Source organism: Bradyrhizobium hipponense (assembly GCF_008123965.1).
GTDB lineage: Bacteria > Pseudomonadota > Alphaproteobacteria > Rhizobiales > Xanthobacteraceae > Bradyrhizobium > Bradyrhizobium hipponense.
The window spans coordinates 36622-52947 of record NZ_VSTH01000078.1 but is presented as its reverse complement, the minus strand read 5'-3'; the positions used below and the strand labels follow the sequence as shown (position 1 = coordinate 52947).

Sequence of the window (16326 nt, the reverse complement as noted above, 5' to 3'; positions counted from 1 at the left end):
CTTCTGCTTTCTGAATGGCTCAGGCCGCGACGGGTTCGCGCGCGTCGATCCGCGGGTCGAGTTCGCCGGCGCGGTAGCGCCGCGCCATCTCGCTGATGGGGATCGCCTTGATCTTGCCGGCATGACCCGCGGTACCGAACTGCTCGAAACGTTCGCGGCACAGATCGCGCATCGCATCCATCGCGGGTTTGAGGAACTTTCGCGGATCGAATTCGGATGGCGCCTGCGCGGCAATCTTGCGGAACACCGCCGTCATCGCCAGCCGGCAGTCGGTATCGATATTGACCTTGCGCACGCCGCTCTGGATGCCGCGGACGATTTCCTCCACCGGCACGCCCCAGGTCTGCGGCATCTCGCCGCCGAACTGGTTGAACATGTCCTGGAGCGGCTGTGGCACCGAGGACGAGCCGTGCATCACAAGATGCGTATTGGGCAGCCGGCGGTGGATCTCCTCGACCACCCGCATCGCCAGGATGTCACCATCCGGCTTGCGGCTGAACTTGTAGGCGCCGTGCGAGGTGCCCATGGCGATGGCAAGCGCATCAACCTTCGTTGCCCGGACGAAATCGACAGCCTGGTCGGGGTCGGTCAGCAACTGGTCGTGGCTCACCTTGCCTTCGACGCCATGACCGTCCTCCTGCTCGCCGCCGCCGTGCTCGAGCGAACCGAGCACGCCGAGCTCGCCTTCGACCGACGCGCCGACCCAGTGGGCGAGATCGACCACGCGGCGCGTGATCGCGACGTTGTAGTCGTAATCCGCGGCTGTCTTCGCGTCCGCCTTGAGCGAGCCGTCCATCATCACCGAGGTGAAGCCGTGCGCGATCGCGGACGCACACGTCGCCTCGTCATTGCCGTGGTCCTGGTGCATGCACAGGGGAATGTCAGGATAGGTGCGCTCCAGCGCATCGATCATGTGCGAAAGCATGAGATCGCCGGCATAACTGCGTGCGCCGCGCGAGGCCTGGATGATCACGGGCGCATCGACCTCGGCCGCAGCCTGCATGATCGCAATGCCCTGCTCCATGTTGTTGATGTTGAACGCCGGCACTGCGTAGCCATGGTGAGCTGCATGATCGAGCAATTGCCGAAGGGTGATACGTGCCACGGGATATCCTCCTATTGTGTCTTGCCTGCGCGGGCGATCGCCCGCCGGGCGGCGTCCGCGATGCCTTGCGAGGTGATGCCGAATTCGCGGTAGAGCACGGGCGCCGGCGCCGAGGCGCCGAAGCCGCGCATGCCGACGAACTCACCATCGGCACCGAGCCAGCGTGGCCAGTCGCCAAGAACGGCGGCCTCGATGCCGATGCGCGGCGCGGCGCCGAGAACCTCGGCGCGGTAGTCCTCCGACTGCTCCTCGAACAGGGCGAAGCAAGGCGCGGAGACCACGGCCGCGCGGACGTGTTCGGTCGCAAGCAGGCGGGCCGCTTCCAGCGCAATCGACACTTCCGAGCCGGTCGCGATCAGCGTCACGTCACGGCCGCCATCCGGCGTGACCACGAGATAGGCACCACGCGCCACGCGGTTCCTGCCACGGGCATCGCTGCGGAAGGTCGGCAATGCCTGGCGCGACAGGCACAGCACGGACGGACGATCCTCGGTCCCGAGCGCGCAGTCCCAGGCTTCCAGCGTTTCCACCGCATCAGCAGGACGGAACACCAGCAGATTTGGAATCACCCGCAGCGCGGCGAGATGCTCGACCGGCTGATGTGTCGGTCCGTCCTCGCCAAGCCCGATGGAATCATGGGTCATCACGTGAATCACGCGGATCCGCATCAAGGCCGCAAGCCGGATCGCTGGCCGGCTGTAGTCGGAGAAAGCGAGGAAGGTGCCGCCATAGGGAATGAAGCCGCCATGCAGCGCGAGGCCGTTCATCGCGGCGGCCATGCCGTGCTCGCGGATTCCGTAGTGGATGTAGTCACCTGCGAATGCGCCGCGCGTGACGGGCGTCTGCACCTTGGCGTGCGTCAGGTTCGAGTGGGTCAGGTCCGCCGAGCCGCCGACCAGGCCGGGGATTGTCCCGGCAATGCCGTCGAGGACCTGTTGCGAGGCCTGCCGGGTCGCCAGCTTCGGACGCTCGGTGGCAAAGCGCTCGCGCAATTTGGCCGCGGCTAGCGCATAAGCGGCCGTAAGCGCAACGGCCTTGCCCTCGATGAACAGGTCGCGCTGCTCGGGCGCTGCGCATTCATAGCGATCGAGCCAGGCCAGGCGCGCCACTTGTCCGCGCTGGCCGACCATCCGCCACGCTTTCAGGATCGGGGTCGGCACCACGAAGGGCTGGTAGTCCCAGCCGAGCGTTCGCCGCGCCGCCGCCGTCTGTTCAGGGCCGAGCGGAGCGCCATGCGCCTTCTCGGTGCCCTGGCGATCCGGCGCGCCATAGCCGATGATGGTGCGACAGGCGATCAGCGACGGCCGTGAGGTTTCACGTTCTTCGGCAATCGCCTGCGCGATCGCCTCGGGATCGTGCCCGTCGATGCGGCGCACTGACCAGCCGGAGGCGGCGAAGCGCGCGAGCTGGTCGTCCGATGTCGCGAGCGAGGTCGGCCCGTCGATCGAGATGCCGTTGTCGTCGAACAGCACGATCAGCCGGGACAATTGCAGATGCCCCGCAAGCGAGATCGCCTCCTGGCTGATGCCCTCCATCAGGCAGCCGTCGCCGGCGATCACATAGGTGAAATGATCGACCAGATCATCGCCGTGCCGCGCATTGGCCATCCGCTCGGCGAGCGCCATGCCGACGGCGGTCGCGATCCCCTGCCCCAGCGGCCCGGTCGTGGTCTCGACGCCCGGTGTGTGGCCGTATTCGGGATGGCCCGGCGTCTTTGAGCCCCACTGCCGGAACGCCTTGATGTCGTCGAGGCTGATATCGCCGCCGGTGAGATGGAGCAGCGCGTAGAGCAGCATCGAGCCGTGGCCCGCGGACAACACGAAGCGATCACGGTCGGGCCAGTTCGGATGCGCCGAGTCGAATTTCAGGAAGCGCGAGAACAGCACGGTCGCGACGTCGGCCATGCCCATCGGCAAGCCGGGATGGCCGGACTGCGAGGTCTCGATGGCGTCGATCGCGAGGAAGCGGACCGCGTTGGCGAGATCGTTGTGGCTGACCGCGTAGAGGTCGGCTTCGGCATGGACGGAGATGTTCATCGGATTCTCCCCTTGTTCACTTCAAATTTCGCTTGCGCTCGATCAGCTGCATGATCAGCGGCGTCAGGATGAGCTGCATTGCGAGGTCGAGCTTCGCGCCCGGGCAAACGATGGAGTTCGCGCGCGACATGAAGCTGTGCGGCAGCATCGAGAGCAGATAGGGAAAGTCGATGCCGCGCGGGTTCTTGAAGCGGATCACGACCATCGATTCGTCCGGCGTCGGAATCCAGCGCGCGATGAACGGATTTGAAGTGTCAACCGTCGGCACGCGTTGGAAGTTGATGTCGGTATCGGTGAATTGCGGACAGATGTAGTGGATGTAGTCCGGCATTCGCCGCAAAATGGTGTCGGTGACGGCTTCGGTCGAATAGCCGCGGGCGCTGCGGTCGCGGTGCAGCTTCTGGATCCACTCGAGATTGATGACGGGCACCACCCCGATCTTGAGGTCGGCGTAGCGCGCGACGTTGACCTTGTCGGTGACGACGGCGCCGTGCAGACCTTCGTAGAACAGCAGATCCGAGTTTTCGGGTAGGCGCTCCCATTCGGTGAAGGTGCCGGGAGGCGCGCCGTGCAGTGCTGACTCTTCGGCGTCATGGACGTAGTGCCGCGTCGTCGCAGTGCCGGTCTCGCCATAGTCGCGGAACGCGCGCTCCAGTTCCTCGAACAGATTGGTCTCGGGGCTGAAATGACTGAAATGCTTGTTGCCGCGCTCGGCCTCCTTGGCCATCTGCGTGCGCATCTCGGTGCGGTCGTAGCGATGAAACGCGTCGCCCTCGATGTAGACGGCATTGACGCGCTCGCGAAAGAAGATCTGCTCGAACGTCTTCTTGACCGAGGTGGTGCCCGCGCCGGAGGAGCCGGTGATGGAAATGATCGGATGCTTCCTGGACATGTCCTATCTCCTCAAAGCCGGAAGAAACCGCGCCGCGCGAACAGGGGCGCGGAGACGCTTGCGACCAGCAGCGGATCGCAATGCAGTTCTGCCACGCGCTGCACCGCGTTGCTCGATCCCATGATCAGCGGCACGCGCTGGTGCAGGCTTTCCGCCGACAGCTCGAGGATGCGCTCGCGCCCGGTCGACGCCGAGCCGCCGGCCTGCTCGATGATCATGGCCATCGGGTGCGCCTCGTAGGTGAGGCGCAGGCGGCCGTCGCCATAGCCGGGGCGCGCGTCGGACGGATAGAGAAAGACGCCGCCGCGGGTGAGGATCCGATAGGCCTCCGCGACCAGCGAGCCGATCCAGCGCATGTTGAAGTCATGGTTCGCCGGCCCGTCGACACCGGCGAGGCACTCGTCCACGAAGGCACGCACCGGCGGATCCCAATGCCGGCGGTTGGAGCCGTTGATCGCGAACTCGTCGCAGGCCTCGGAAATCTGCACGGCGCTGCGCACCAGACGGAAGCCGGCGGACCTGCGGTCGTACGTGAAGATGTCGACGCCGTCACCGAGGGTCAGCACCAGCGAGGTCTGTGGACCGTAAGTGACGAAGCCCGCCGCAAGCTGCGCCGAGCCGCGTTGATGGAAGGCGAGGGCGAGATCGTCCGGCGCCGGCAGGATCGAGAAGATCGTGCCGACGGTCATGTTGATGTCGATGTTGGACGAGCCGTCGAGCGGATCGAAGGCGACGCAGATCTTCGCGTCGCGGTCGCCGAGCTGCGGTTCGCGCATCTCCTCCGAGGCGAGCGCCGCAATCGGTAACTTGCCGAGGTAGCGGCGCAGGATCGCATCCGCCTGGACGTCGAGGTTACACTGGAGATCGCCGTCGCTGTTGCGCCCGGTCGTCAGGCCCGATGCGTCTGCGATGTCTCCGGTGCCGATCAGGTCGGCGATCTCGATTGCGGCCGCCGCGATGGCATCGACCGCGGCTGCAACCGCCAGCGCGTGGGGTGCGGTCTCGGAATACCGCTGAAGGTGGTCGTCCAGCCTGAGTTGCCCGGTCATGTGCGTCCATCCCTTGCTGGCGCCGTCTCCAGTTCCCTCCCTGGCGGAGGTTGGTACGGTCCGTCCCAGCATCAGGAGATTGACAGAGGTGGCTTAATAAGGAAAATTTCTAATCATAATGAGCGCCAAAGAATTATCTTATAATGCCCGCCTAGTGGCGCAGCTCCGGCATCTCACGATCCGGCAGCTGCGTTCGCTTGCGGCGCTCTCGGCCAAGGGCAGCGTCACAGCGGCCTCGAGCCATCTCGGGCTGACGCAGCCGGCGGTCACCCAGCAGCTGCGCCAGCTTCAGGATCTCGCAGGCCTGCCGCTGGTGCAGCGGACCGGCGACGGCATGCTGCTGACGGAGGCAGGCAGGGAGGTTCTCACGCTCGCCGAGCGCGTCGAAGCCGCAATCGCCGACTGCCAGGGCGCGCTCGACCTGCTCGCCGGGCGAACCGGCGGCACGGTGCATCTCGGCGCGGTTTCGACCGCAAAATATTTCGTGCCGCACGCGATCGCGGCATTCTCGAAGCGGTATCCGAAGATCGAGATCAAGCTGACCATCGGCAATCGCGAGGAGATCCGCGAGGCCATGCACGGCTATGACCTCGACTTGGCCGTGATGGGTCGGCCACCGGCCGACGTCAGCGTCGACGTCCGCCAGCTCGGGCGCAATCCGCACATCATCGTCGCCCGCAAGGGGCACTGGCTGGAGAAGGATGCCGGCCTCAGCCTGACCGACCTCGTGCACGAGACCTTCCTCACCCGAGAGCCGGGATCGGGCACGCGCACGCTGATGGAGGGCATGTTCCAGAAGTCGGATCTGGAGCCGATCATCGGCATGGAGATGAGCAGCAACGAGACCATCAAGCAGGCGGTGATTGCCGGACTCGGCGTCGCCTTCATTTCAGCCCACACCGTCGCGCATGAGCTCACTGAGGGCCGGCTCATCGTGCTCGATGTCGCGGGCCTGCCTATCGTGCGGCAATGGTACGTGATCCGCCGCAGCGACAAGGTGTTGCTGCCGCCGGCGCAGGCGATGTTCGATTTTCTGGGCTCGGAGGGCTCGAACTATCTGCCCGAGGTGCCCGAACTCGGCGGGCGATAGCTCGCCGACGTTCAGCCCATCAGCTTCATCGCGACCGTTGCAGCCAGGATGACGATGATCTGGAGCAAACGCTGGGTCGTGAAGATGCGGTTGAAGGTGGTCATCGCGTGCCCCCGGCCGACGCAAATATCGCGGTCAGCGCCTTGCTAGCACACGCAAGCACCGAGACAACTCCGTAGTTGCCACCGTCTGCTCGGATCCGCCCGCTCGCGGGCCTTGCACATCCCGGCTTCCGGGAGAGACGGTCGACCACCACGCAAGATCCGGTCCGCGCCTGTACGACCGCAGCGATGGCTAACGATCAGGCAGCGAACTGGACGGCGTGATCCGCGCGGCTGGCGAAATAGGCTTCCAGCTCCGTCAGCGCCCGTGCTTCCCATTCCCCCGCCTGCTCCAGCAGCGACCAGCTCTGGCTCGGCCGGAAGACGGCAGTCTGGCGATAGAGCGATGCGATCCCGCGGTAGCGGCGCACATTCTCCAAAATGGCCTGGCCGTTCATGTTTCGAAAACTCCCTCGTCATTCCCGCGGGAGAAATTGCGGCCAAATCTTTTTCGAAAAGTTAGCGGCGCAGGGCAAGCGCGCAAATGGTTGCCGGACTGTTGCGCCGACGCAACGCGCCCCGCTCGCGCCCGGCCCTTTTATTGCGAATTCGTTGCCGCGCTCTCGCCAGACGGCCTCAAGCCGCCGCGGCTGATGATCGCCGTGGTCTCGCGGCAGAGATCGGCAAGGCCGATCAGCAGCACGGCGAGCAGGAAGAACAGGTTGATGGAATCGGTATTGGCGCTGGTCAGCGCATTGAACTCGAAGAACGGCGGCATGAATGCCCACCACACCACCGGAACGGTGAGCAGCGCCGCGAACACCGCAGCCGGTGCGCCGGCGAGAATTCCGACCACGAAGATGCTGGGCAGGAAGGCCGCGAAGTAAAGTTTTGCGCCGAGCACAACGCAGATGCCCTGAACGGCGGCCGACGCGGCAACAATTGCGAATCCGAGCACAAACGCCTGCCACGTCCATGGCCGTACTTGCGGTACGCCGAACAGTTCCGCACGCTCCATAAGCCTCCCCCTGCCACCTGTTGACCAGGCCCGATTGAGACCAAAGTACAACAGCGGCGGGCAAATCGCGAGGTGGAAATCGCAGCCACGAGGTCTTGGTAAACGGCCGCGGGGCACGACGTGTTTGGTGTTTGCCCACTTTGCTACTCGGTGGCGGCATACGCCAAGCCCGCGACCGGCACGGCGAGGCCGATCCCCGATGCCAGCGTCCAGCCGCCTTGGGCGAAAGCCCAGGCGCCGAGCGCGGAGCCGGCAGCGCCGGCTGCGAAGAAGGTCGCCATGTAGAGACCGTTGAGGCGGCTGCGGTGCGCGTGCCCGAGCCCGAAGATGGCGCGAAAGCCCAGCACGACATTGCCCTGCACGCCGAAATCGATGGCGATGGCTGCTGCGACCAAGCAGGCGAGATTGAGCACCGATCCGGCCGCGCCGAGATACGTAATCAGGAAGCCCACTGCGACGAACAGCATCGCCACCAGGGTTGCCACGCGGCTATGTCCGCGATCGGCCAGCCGTCCCGCTATCGGTGCCGCACACACGCCGGCGACGCCGGCGAGTGCGAACAGCGCGATGCCACGCTGGGAGAAGCCGAATGCGCTCGCGAGTTGCAGCGGCGCCACGGTCCAGAACAGCGTGAAGGCGCCGAACAGGCTGGCCTGATAGAGCGCGCGGCGCCGCAGCAGCGGCGTGGTGCGCACCAGATGCGGCATCGACAGCAGCAACTCGCCATAGTGCATGCGCGCCACCGGCTTGCGCTTGGGCAGGGTCATCCAGAGCGCTGCGGCAAGCGCGATCATCAGCGCCGCCGAGCCGAAGAACACCGCGTGCCACGACAGGGCCGCGGTGACGAAGCTCGACACCGGCCGCGCCAGCATGATGCCGAGCATCAGGCCGGTCGAGACGTTGCCGACGACGCGTCCGCGGATGGCTTCCGGCGCGCATTCATCTTCGCCACAGGGTCCCCAGCAGTGTGCACACGCGCCGGAGAATGTTGGCGAGACGAACCTTTCAGCGCCGCTCGTCCGCACGTGGCCTCGGGCTCACAGGGACTACCCGCCCTGCCCGCACCTCTCGTGCCGACGCTGCCGCGTCCACCGCAAGCCCGGCTCGCGAAACGTGACGACGTACGATCGCCCCTCAAGGTCGAGCCGGGATGGACGACACATACGCCGTTTCCGAATTTCGGTAAAGTAGAATATTTCGGCGCGAAGGACTTGACACGCCGCCGACACAGCCGGCGGCTCGCCCCGCTGGCCGTTACCCAGCCCGGTTTTCGCCGCACAAAATCCCAACTCACCCGAATTGGGGGCGGCCAGGAACCAGATGCTTCGGCCTCTATTGTTGCACAAAGCGAGGAGCGCAACATGGCCAGACATCTGACACGAGCGGGACTTGCGCGCGGCGTGACCGGCGCGATCTCGGCGCTGGTCGTCTGCACGATGATCGCATTTGGCGCCGCGTATCATTTCGCGCTGTAAGGGGAAACGTTGGCATGACATCGGACCCCGAGGAATCGGTCAGGCTGCAAGGCTATGGCGAGATGACGCTGCGCACCGGCGCTCATGGTCGCGTTCCTGATGGGGGTGCTGGTGGCGCGGAGGTGACGACCCCGACGCGCGACGCATCAACCGCCGATCGGCCCCGACAGGGTCCGCAGGCCCGCTTCGATCAAGGCGATATCCTCATCGATCTGCGCGATTGACGACCCGCACTCGAAGCCCGTCGTCGCCTTCAGATCAGCGACCAGGCGCCGCCGGTGCATCACCAACTGCTCCAGCGACTGACGATCCTTCAAGCGGGTGTAACCCCCAACGATCAATTTCATCGCACTCGACATAATGCTGCCTCACAAACACAAATGAAAAATCTGCAATGAGCAGAGTGTACGGCCGATGTGACGGCCGCGCCATCCCATGGAAGCGGCATGGCGGGCCCGCTGCCCGGCCCCAGGCTGGCATTCTGCTTGCTCCACTGCGGTCAATCCCCCAGACCCGCCGTGGGTCTGTCTCAAAGTGAGGCGATCACATGCAGCCGACGTCCCGTTTCGAAGCGACCATGCCGACACAGCTCCATGCGCTGATTTCCGATCTGCGCTGGCGCACGCAACTGCTCGATGCCGATATCCGCGACGAAGAGCGCAAGGCCGGAATCTCCGACCCGACGAACCTTGCCTATCCCCTGCTCGCTCTGAACCTGAGGGCCCGGCGCGACAATCTCCAGGTCAGCATCGCAATCCTGGAAAACCGGCTTTCGAGCCAACCGACCGAGTGGCCTCGCGCCGCCTGATTCGAATCGTTTTGGGGCACAGATTGGCAATGCGAGGCCTCGCTTTTGCGTTGCTAATCTGCAACGGTTCCCGTCCGTCAGACGCCGGACAAAAGAAACTCCCATTGCCGCCACGAACCCCGCTCACAACGCTGTGAGACTATCAGGGGAACTACGATGCGTGCACAACGGGTGTGGGTGGTGAACGGGACCGCCAGCGTCGAGCAATTGCAGTCCAGGCTGGACGATCTCAACAAGCGGCTGGGTCAGCTCGAGCGCGAGCACCCGGAAAATCGGAACGTCGAGGCACTGAAATCAGGTGCGCTCAACCTCTCGCGCGAGATCGACGAGATCCGCTGCGCCGAGGCGACGGCGGCGTTGAGCGAGCTGCTGCGGAAGTAGACGGGCGCCGCGATTCGGCGTGGGGACGGAGGAACCAACATCCGCCGCCGATTGGTCGCCCACGCCTTTCGGATCGACTCCGAGGTCGATGCGCACGGAAACTTCTTGCTGACGAAACATGTAGACGTGACATTCAGCATCTTCGATCTGATCGAAGTCCAGCTGTTCGAATTCACGGAAGCCGGAATCATGTTCGGGCTCGACGTTGAGATCGATCCCGACGGAACGACACTGAGCTTCGATTCCAGCTATGGCGTGCATGGCCGCATCAAGGCCAAGCGAGTCGTCGTCTCGTTCGAGCCCGGCTGATCGGTTCATCCTGACAAGCCATGCCGCGCGCACAGGCCGCCCTGCCCGGCCAAATCGGCCGTGGACCGACGCTGAAAATCGTTGCAATAAGGCGCTTCCGAGGCGCTGGCGGCCGGTCCGCCAAGCCTCTAGGAAAACGTCGATATTTGGAAGAATGGTCGGAGTGGCAGGATTCGAACCTGCGACCCCTGCGTCCCGAACCCGGTTATGGAGCCGCATAATACTGAAAAGTCGAGAGTTTTGACTTCATTCGACCCTGGTTATGTCCGTTCGTTCCTGACGTAGCCGGGGTTATCCCGGGGTTGGCACTTCATACAGAAAATCGGCTTCGACCAAAGCTTTTCGGTTGGTTGCGGGGACCAATCCTTATCGCAGCCGTCGAACTCCTCGAACAGCACACCCAAGCCCGCTTCAATCAAGTCGTGCTTCGGCTCGGCCTTGAACAGGAAATCTCCTCCAGCACCAGCCTCAGCGTCGCTAAGAAATGCGACCTTCTCGGTCGCATTGTCGTGCAGAGGGCTGAGACCGTGCTCGACACGCTCGACGGCAGCATGACGCTCGGCGAAGCTGTGATCCGCCAAACCGCGCAACTGGCGCAGCGCGACTCCGACCACCCCAGCAAACAGCCTTTGCGCGCGGGCTTGCGCGCGACGGGTATGTGCTCGCCTGGGACAACTATGGGTGCAATGCCTCCATTCGGGCTGCTCCGCCTGGCGAAATCCAGCTCCCCGAGACCGACGACGAGGTTCATCAGCTCCTCAAATCGTTCGGTTTTGTTCTCGATCCGATTCCATGGAGATTGGTTGGACAGGCAAACCGGTGCGAAGCCAAGCAGCGGAAAAGACTCGAAAATTCCATATGCGATACCCCTGCCCTCGCGGGGGAGGGGTTAGGGACAGGGATAAACCGCAACGGAGGTGCGCCTAGGAACGTCAGTTCGACTTCGGGGTCGCCGCTGCCGGCTGGGCGGCCGCCTGCGGGGCGCGGCCGACGATTACGGTGAGCAGGCCGTCGCCCCAGAGCTTCTTCGCGACCCGCCTGGTGTCATCAAGCGTCACCGCGTCGACGATGGTGTTGCGCTTCTCGATATAGTCGATCGGCAGCTTGTCGAGCTGATACTGCAACAACGTCCACGCCAGCTTGGAGGAGGTGTCGAGCGCCAGCATCTGCGAGCCCTTGAGATAGGACTTCGCCTCGTCGAGCTCCTGCTGCGTCGGGCCCTCCTCGGCGATGCGGCGGATTTCCTTCTCGACCGCATCGACGGTCTCGCCGGCGCGATCGGCGCGGGCGCCGGTCTCGCCGATGAACAGCGCGGAGTGATCCATCCAGAGCAGCGCTTCTTGGATCGAATAGGCCAGCCCGCGCTTCTCGCGCACTTCCTTGAAGAGCCGCGACGACAGGCCGCCGCCGAGAATGTGGTTCACCACATCGGCCGCCATGAAATCCGGGACTTGCCTGTTGATGCCGGATCCGCCGAAGGTGACGACGGTCTGCGGCACGTCGAGCGGGATGAAGGCGCGCTGCGGCGGCTTGGCCGCCACGACGTCGGGGATCGGTGTCAGTTCAGCCTTGGCCGGCAGGGCGCCGAAGGTCTTGTCGAGCAGCTTGCCGAGCGTATCGGGATCGACGTCGCCGACCACGACGATGCGCAGCGTATCCTTGGCGAGGATCCGGCGCGCATAGTCCTTCAGATCGGCGATCTCGATCTTCGGTACGCTGTCCAGCGTGCCGGTGTCCGGCCTGCCATAGGGATGATCGCCAAACGCGACTTCGAGGAACTTGCGGTGGGCCAGCGAGGACGGACTGGTCGATTCACGGCGCAGGGTGGAGATCACCTGGGCGCGGATGCGTTCGACATCGGCCGGCTCGAACCGCGCGGAGGTCAGCGCCATCCGCAACAGGTCGTACGCTTCGTCCTTGTTGTCCTTGAGCATGCGAAGCGAGCCGCGGAAGTGATCGCGCGTCGCGGAGAAGCTCAACTTGATGGCCCGGCGGTCGAGCCGCTCATGGTAGGTCTTGGAATCGAGATCGCCTGAGCCTTCCTCAAGCAGGTCGGCGACCAGATTGCCGACGCCGGGCTTGCCGGCTGGATCCTGGCTCGCGCCGCCGCTGAAGGCATATTCCATCGCGATCAGGGGCACGGTCGCGTCCTGCACGAACCACGCTTCGATGCCGCCAGGCGACACCAGTCGCTGGATCTTGGCTGCAGCCTGCGAGGGCGCGGATGACAGCGTCAGCATCGCGGCGCAGGCGCCGCCGATCAGTGCCGCGCGGCGGGTGAAGGAATAGGTCACGAGCGCTTCTCCTTATGTTTCGGCGCAGTATCCTTGATCAGATAGCCGGTCACCGATCGCTTCTTGTCGAGCCATTTGGCCGCGGCGTCGCGCACCTGCTCGGCGGTGACGGCGCGGATGCGGTCCGGCCAGCTCCTGATATCGTCGATGCTGAGACCGGTGGTCAGGGCACCGCCATACCAGCGCGCCAGGGCCGCCTGATTGTCCTGGGCGTAGATCGCTTCGGCAATGAGCTGGGTCTTGACCCGCTCGAGGTCCTCGGCGCGTGCGGTATTCTGCGCGAGGTCGGCGATCACCTTGTCGATCGCCTCCTCGATCGGCGCAAATTCGACGCCGGGCTTCGGCGTCACCAAGATCGAGAATTGCGACGGGTCGAGCGCCGTGCCATCGTAGCCAGCGTCGGCGCTGATCGCGAGACCCCTGTCGGTCACCAGCGCGCGGTAGAGATAGGAGTTGGCGCCGCCGCCCATCAATTGCGCGAGCACATCGAGCGCGGGGCTTTCGCCCGTTGCCGCCGTCGCGGCCGCCGGAACCAGATAATAGCGGCGCAGGCCGGGCTGCTCGACGCGCGGATCCGACAGCGTCACGGTGCGCGGCGCCGCCGGCATCGGCTCCTGCGGCCGGATGCGCTTCTCGGGGATTGCGTGCTGCGCAGGGATCGGACCGAAGTTCTTCTCCACCAGCGGGCGGATGTCGTTGACGTCGACGTCGCCGGCGACGACCAGGATTGCGTTGTTCGGGGCGTAGAAGCGCTTGTAGAACGCGAGCGCATCCTCGCGGTCGAGCTTTTCGATCTCCTGGTGCCAGCCGATCACCGGGCGGCCGTAGGGATGGTTGAGGTAGAGCGCGGCCATGATCTGCTCGGTCAGCCGCGCGTCAGGGCTGTTGGCGACGCGCATGTTGTACTCTTCGAGCACGACGTCGCGTTCGGGCAGCACGTTCTCGTCCTTGAGGATGAGGCCGGTCATGCGGTCGGCCTCGAACTCCATCATGACGCCGAGCTGCTCGCGGGGCACGCGCTGGTAGTAGTTGGTGTAATCGACCGAGGTCGAGGCGTTCTCGTTGCCGCCGACGCGGAGCACGGTCTGGGAGAATTCGCCGACCGGGTGCTTCTCGGTGCCCTTGAACATCAGGTGCTCGAGAAAGTGGGCGAGGCCGGACTTGCCCGGCGTCTCGTCGGCGGAGCCGAGCTTGTACCAGATCATCTGCGTCACGACAGGCGTGCGGTGATCGGGGATCACCACAACCTGCAGGCCGTTGTCGAGCGTGAAGCTGGCGGGGCGTTCGGAGGTAACCGTGGTCTGGGCGCGGAGGCCGCTGCTTGACAGCGAGGTCGTGCAAACAAGTGCGGCAACGAAAAGGGCGGTCGCTCGGTGTGAGGACATCATGATCCTTATGGAAGCCCGAACATGCGGTCGGGCGCGAAAGCACGGGCACCCTACAGGGCACTGTCCGTGCCGGTCATCACGAAACGGAGAGAGACGCGCCGCCCCGCATTAAGCTTTGCTCATGTGAGGCCCGGCCGCGAGGATGAGATTGTAAAACCATACGTATCGCTGATTGACGTTAGGTTCGATCGTCTCCGCGCGGTGCGCCAGCGCCTCTCGTGGCAAACCATTTACCTGCCGAAGTCTCCTCACGGTAAACGCGGTACCTTTCGGATAGTCACGCCCGAGAGGGCGTCTCCTTCGAGAACTCTACACACGTCGCATCTGGTTTCTCCATGAATGGCTGTTGGGGCGCCGACTTAAATCTCCGTTGACACCGAGCTCCAGTACGCCAGTTCCGGGCAGAATTCGGCACGGCATCGTGTCCGCAACAATCTGCCGGGTACACCGGACTTCTGCCCGCTCGTTTTCAAGACGCCAGTACTGGTGGGTCTGTTGCGCAGGATATCAAGGAACGCGCCCGCGCCGTAGTGAGCCAGATTCCAAAAGATCTGCTCGCGCGAACCGCTGCCGTTCTTCTCCTCAAAGACTCAAAGTCGAGCTACGTCAATAGAAGGCGAGAGACCACCGCAGGACCGTATCCAGCGATGGGGAATGGTCATCGGGAAGGCGGGACGGGGACCGCTCGATGAGGCAGAGATTCTACGCGTGCAGCGCATCGCGATCGGCGATGAGCGCTTCGTGAAGCTCGGCTTCCGTACCGAAGCTGGTTTCGTCGGCGACCACGACCGCGAGACGCAAAGACCGATCCCGGATCATAACAGCGCGCGCCACGAAGATATCGCCTCCCTGGTCCGCGGACCAATCGCGTTCGATGATGCGGCGGAAAATGAGCTTGATCCAGTCGTCGCCGCCGCCGTGCTGGCCTTCGGTTCATCTTTATCCACCGCTTTGGGGACGGCAACGGCCGCATTCACCGATAGCATCCGTCAAGTTCATCAGCCCAGCGAGATGCAGCAGCCCGTCCTCAGGACGCTGCCCTTGCGTCAACAGCCGAACCAGCTCCCGTGTGGCTTCCACCACAAAGACGCCGCAATCATAGTTGCTTCCCTGCGGTCGGGCTGCAGGTTGCGCCGAACTTTGCTGCCAGGAGATTTGCAATAGCGAGGTGAAATCCCCTGGAAGAGTCGTAGTGATAAGCCATCTTTCCAGCTCGCGTCGACCGACGAACAGCAGCGACCAATGCCCGCCGTCGTCGATTCCGCCACTGCCGTCGTTCACTGGCACCAACAGGAAGTTGGCGTATCGTTACCATGCTCGTCGAGGACGATTCCCTGCACGGCTTCCAGCATATCGATCTCGTCCCCGCTCAAGCGCAGGTGCTGCGAGCGGGCGCGACAGATCTCCCAGCTGCGTCAACGCGGGAATGGTTTGCATTAAACGCAAGAAGCTGATGCATCCTCAATCCGCTGCGATTTTGGCGACCTCAGCCAGAGGTCCCGGTTCTACTCGGATATCACCGGAAAAAGGACGCTCTTGCAGACCAATGAGTCCCAGCGCCATCACGACGGCGATTGAGAACACGCTTAGCGCCGTAATTTGCGCACCGGCCTTCTTCAGGTGCACCAACCCGATCGATATCTGTGTCACCACGCCAAGGATCAGGACGAGAATCCATTTGGCATCGATCGTGCGGTCCGAGGCTAACGCGAGCCGTTCGGAGCGCGCGCTGCCCGCTCCGACTGCGGCATTTAGCAAGGCCGTCTGCACCGCAGCACCCGCTGCTTGACCGATCCGAGGATCGCTCACTTCTCGCAGCAAAGCGTCATAGACGGACTCAACCGAATGGGCCTCCTGGTCCTGCGCCATCGCCGGCCACTCGTCATCCACGAGGGCGGCGACGTATTTCGCAAGCACTGAGCGGAGGCTGCCCATGTCCGAGACGGACGCGTTACTAACAGCATAGATGTTGCGCAGTTCCGCCGCCTCTGACTGCACCGCGCGGGCCGCTTGACGGTTGCGATCGGTTATATCATTGGCCAAAAATCCGGTCAGGAACGCAAACAACACTCCGACCGTGCCGAAAAGCGGAGCGACCACGCCTTCTACGCGGCGCACCAGCACAACCGTTGCAGGGCTGAAACTCGCGACCACAATGACAGCGCCAGTCGTTGCGTAAAGGGCGATGAGGACCGCGAACAATTCAAATGCTGGAAAGTCCAACCAACCTTTGATCATTGGGTTAGGCGATCCTCTATTGCAAGGCGGCGAATCCGATTAGAAACATATGAGCATTGAGCCGCCCAACAATATATTGCTAGTGAAAGCACAACCAAGGGACCGCGACAGAATGGTTCAGGGATTGGGTTCGTTCGCTTAAGGATCATTATTCTCTCAAAGTTTTTCGATGGCTTTTGCATGGCCAACTCTGGGCACGCCA

General features: G+C 63.8%; 16 protein-coding genes and 1 pseudogene. 5 read left to right on the top strand and 12 right to left on the bottom strand.

Annotated features, from left to right (window positions below; all coding sequences use genetic code 11):
* Positions 1 to 19: 19 nt before the first annotated feature.
* From fba to FXV83_RS22610, 4 genes are read right to left on the bottom strand one after another with little or no spacing between them, the layout of a single operon-like run.
* Positions 20 to 1105, bottom strand: coding sequence for a class II fructose-bisphosphate aldolase (fba, locus tag FXV83_RS22625; protein ID WP_148741585.1), 1086 nt, complete (start codon positions 1103 to 1105; stop codon positions 20 to 22).
* Between the two features lie 11 nt (positions 1106 to 1116).
* Positions 1117 to 3141: a transketolase gene (gene tkt, locus FXV83_RS22620; protein WP_148741584.1), complete on the bottom strand. Its 2025-nt coding sequence runs from the start codon at positions 3139 to 3141 to the stop codon at positions 1117 to 1119.
* A 16-nt stretch (positions 3142 to 3157) separates the two neighbouring features.
* Entirely contained in the window at positions 3158 to 4033 is an 876-nt protein-coding gene (locus FXV83_RS22615; protein WP_148741583.1) for a phosphoribulokinase, read from the bottom strand.
* Positions 4034 to 4044: 11 nt separating this feature from the next.
* Positions 4045 to 5082 (bottom strand): class 1 fructose-bisphosphatase, encoded by a 1038-nt coding sequence (locus tag FXV83_RS22610; RefSeq protein ID WP_148741582.1) that lies wholly within the window; start codon positions 5080 to 5082, stop codon positions 4045 to 4047.
* Between the two features lie 118 nt (positions 5083 to 5200).
* On the opposite strand from FXV83_RS22610, the gene FXV83_RS22605 reads away from it, so the two are divergent.
* Complete coding sequence (locus FXV83_RS22605; protein ID WP_148741581.1) at positions 5201 to 6172, top strand: LysR family transcriptional regulator; 972 nt, start codon at positions 5201 to 5203, stop codon at positions 6170 to 6172.
* Positions 6173 to 6473: 301 nt separating this feature from the next.
* Here the strand turns inward: FXV83_RS22605 and FXV83_RS22600 are convergent, their stop codons facing one another.
* From FXV83_RS22600 to FXV83_RS22575, 4 genes and pseudogenes are all read right to left on the bottom strand, one after another.
* Positions 6474 to 6671 carry a hypothetical protein gene (locus FXV83_RS22600; protein ID WP_148741580.1) on the bottom strand — a complete coding sequence of 66 codons (198 nt, stop codon included), beginning with the start codon at positions 6669 to 6671 and terminating at the stop codon, positions 6474 to 6476.
* A 140-nt stretch (positions 6672 to 6811) separates the two neighbouring features.
* Positions 6812 to 7231, bottom strand: a complete 420-nt coding sequence (locus FXV83_RS22595) for a DUF4118 domain-containing protein (RefSeq protein ID WP_148741579.1) — start codon at positions 7229 to 7231, stop codon at positions 6812 to 6814.
* Positions 7232 to 7374: 143 nt separating this feature from the next.
* Positions 7375 to 8166, bottom strand: a pseudogene (locus FXV83_RS22590) (MFS transporter); the annotation flags it as partial.
* Positions 8167 to 8852: 686 nt separating this feature from the next.
* The gene (locus FXV83_RS22575; protein WP_430648942.1) at positions 8853 to 9053 is read right to left on the bottom strand and encodes a hypothetical protein; all 201 of its coding nucleotides are present in this window, start codon (positions 9051 to 9053) and stop codon (positions 8853 to 8855) included.
* A gap of 200 nt (positions 9054 to 9253) precedes the next feature.
* Here FXV83_RS22575 and FXV83_RS22570 point away from each other — a divergent pair, with 200 nt between their 5' ends.
* The 3 genes from FXV83_RS22570 to FXV83_RS22560 all read left to right on the top strand — a co-directional run bounded on the left by FXV83_RS22570 (position 9254) and on the right by FXV83_RS22560 (position 10204).
* Positions 9254 to 9514, top strand: a complete 261-nt coding sequence (locus FXV83_RS22570) for a hypothetical protein (protein WP_148741576.1) — start codon at positions 9254 to 9256, stop codon at positions 9512 to 9514.
* A gap of 156 nt (positions 9515 to 9670) precedes the next feature.
* Positions 9671 to 9895: a hypothetical protein gene (locus FXV83_RS22565; RefSeq protein ID WP_148741575.1), complete on the top strand. Its 225-nt coding sequence runs from the start codon at positions 9671 to 9673 to the stop codon at positions 9893 to 9895.
* Between the two features lie 126 nt (positions 9896 to 10021).
* Positions 10022 to 10204: a hypothetical protein gene (locus tag FXV83_RS22560; RefSeq protein ID WP_148741574.1), complete on the top strand. Its 183-nt coding sequence runs from the start codon at positions 10022 to 10024 to the stop codon at positions 10202 to 10204.
* A gap of 260 nt (positions 10205 to 10464) precedes the next feature.
* Here FXV83_RS22560 and FXV83_RS42920 read toward each other — a convergent pair whose 3' ends face one another.
* The 3 genes from FXV83_RS42920 to FXV83_RS22545 form a co-directional block, all read right to left on the bottom strand.
* The gene (locus FXV83_RS42920) at positions 10465 to 10818 is read right to left on the bottom strand and encodes a hypothetical protein (protein ID WP_187436083.1); all 354 of its coding nucleotides are present in this window, start codon (positions 10816 to 10818) and stop codon (positions 10465 to 10467) included.
* Positions 10819 to 11136: 318 nt separating this feature from the next.
* Entirely contained in the window at positions 11137 to 12498 is a 1362-nt protein-coding gene (locus tag FXV83_RS22550) for a M16 family metallopeptidase (RefSeq protein ID WP_430648941.1), read from the bottom strand.
* On the bottom strand, positions 12495 to 13886 hold the full coding sequence (locus FXV83_RS22545; RefSeq protein WP_187436082.1) for a M16 family metallopeptidase: 1392 nt from the start codon (positions 13884 to 13886) through the stop codon (positions 12495 to 12497). The genes FXV83_RS22550 and FXV83_RS22545 overlap by 4 nt, the downstream gene beginning before the upstream one ends.
* A gap of 654 nt (positions 13887 to 14540) precedes the next feature.
* Here FXV83_RS22545 and FXV83_RS44185 point away from each other — a divergent pair.
* On the top strand, positions 14541 to 15050 hold the full coding sequence (locus tag FXV83_RS44185) for a hypothetical protein (protein ID WP_235940083.1): 510 nt from the start codon (positions 14541 to 14543) through the stop codon (positions 15048 to 15050).
* A gap of 297 nt (positions 15051 to 15347) precedes the next feature.
* Here the strand turns inward: FXV83_RS44185 and FXV83_RS22535 are convergent, their stop codons facing one another.
* A complete protein-coding gene (locus FXV83_RS22535; RefSeq protein WP_148741572.1) occupies positions 15348 to 16124 on the bottom strand; it encodes a bestrophin-like domain in 777 nt (258 codons plus the stop codon).
* Positions 16125 to 16326 lie beyond the last annotated feature (202 nt).

Excerpts from the sequence above, each read along its gene's own strand:
- tkt (WP_148741584.1), bottom strand. The coding sequence starts at position 3,141 with ATGAACATCTCCGTCCATGCCGAAGCCGACCTCTACGCGGTCAGCCAC.
- FXV83_RS22615 (WP_148741583.1), bottom strand. The coding sequence starts at position 4,033 with ATGTCCAGGAAGCATCCGATCATTTCCATCACCGGCTCCTCCGGCGCG.
- FXV83_RS22610 (WP_148741582.1), bottom strand. The coding sequence starts at position 5,082 with ATGACCGGGCAACTCAGGCTGGACGACCACCTTCAGCGGTATTCCGAG.
- FXV83_RS22605 (WP_148741581.1), top strand. The coding sequence starts at position 5,201 with ATGAGCGCCAAAGAATTATCTTATAATGCCCGCCTAGTGGCGCAGCTC.
- FXV83_RS22600 (WP_148741580.1), bottom strand. The coding sequence starts at position 6,671 with ATGAACGGCCAGGCCATTTTGGAGAATGTGCGCCGCTACCGCGGGATC.
- FXV83_RS22595 (WP_148741579.1), bottom strand. The coding sequence starts at position 7,231 with ATGGAGCGTGCGGAACTGTTCGGCGTACCGCAAGTACGGCCATGGACG.
- FXV83_RS22575 (WP_430648942.1), bottom strand. The coding sequence starts at position 9,053 with ATGAAATTGATCGTTGGGGGTTACACCCGCTTGAAGGATCGTCAGTCG.
- FXV83_RS22570 (WP_148741576.1), top strand. The coding sequence starts at position 9,254 with ATGCAGCCGACGTCCCGTTTCGAAGCGACCATGCCGACACAGCTCCAT.
- FXV83_RS22565 (WP_148741575.1), top strand. The coding sequence starts at position 9,671 with ATGCGTGCACAACGGGTGTGGGTGGTGAACGGGACCGCCAGCGTCGAG.
- FXV83_RS22545 (WP_187436082.1), bottom strand. The coding sequence starts at position 13,886 with ATGATGTCCTCACACCGAGCGACCGCCCTTTTCGTTGCCGCACTTGTT.
- FXV83_RS44185 (WP_235940083.1), top strand. The coding sequence starts at position 14,541 with ATGGTCATCGGGAAGGCGGGACGGGGACCGCTCGATGAGGCAGAGATT.
- FXV83_RS22535 (WP_148741572.1), bottom strand. The coding sequence starts at position 16,124 with ATGATCAAAGGTTGGTTGGACTTTCCAGCATTTGAATTGTTCGCGGTC.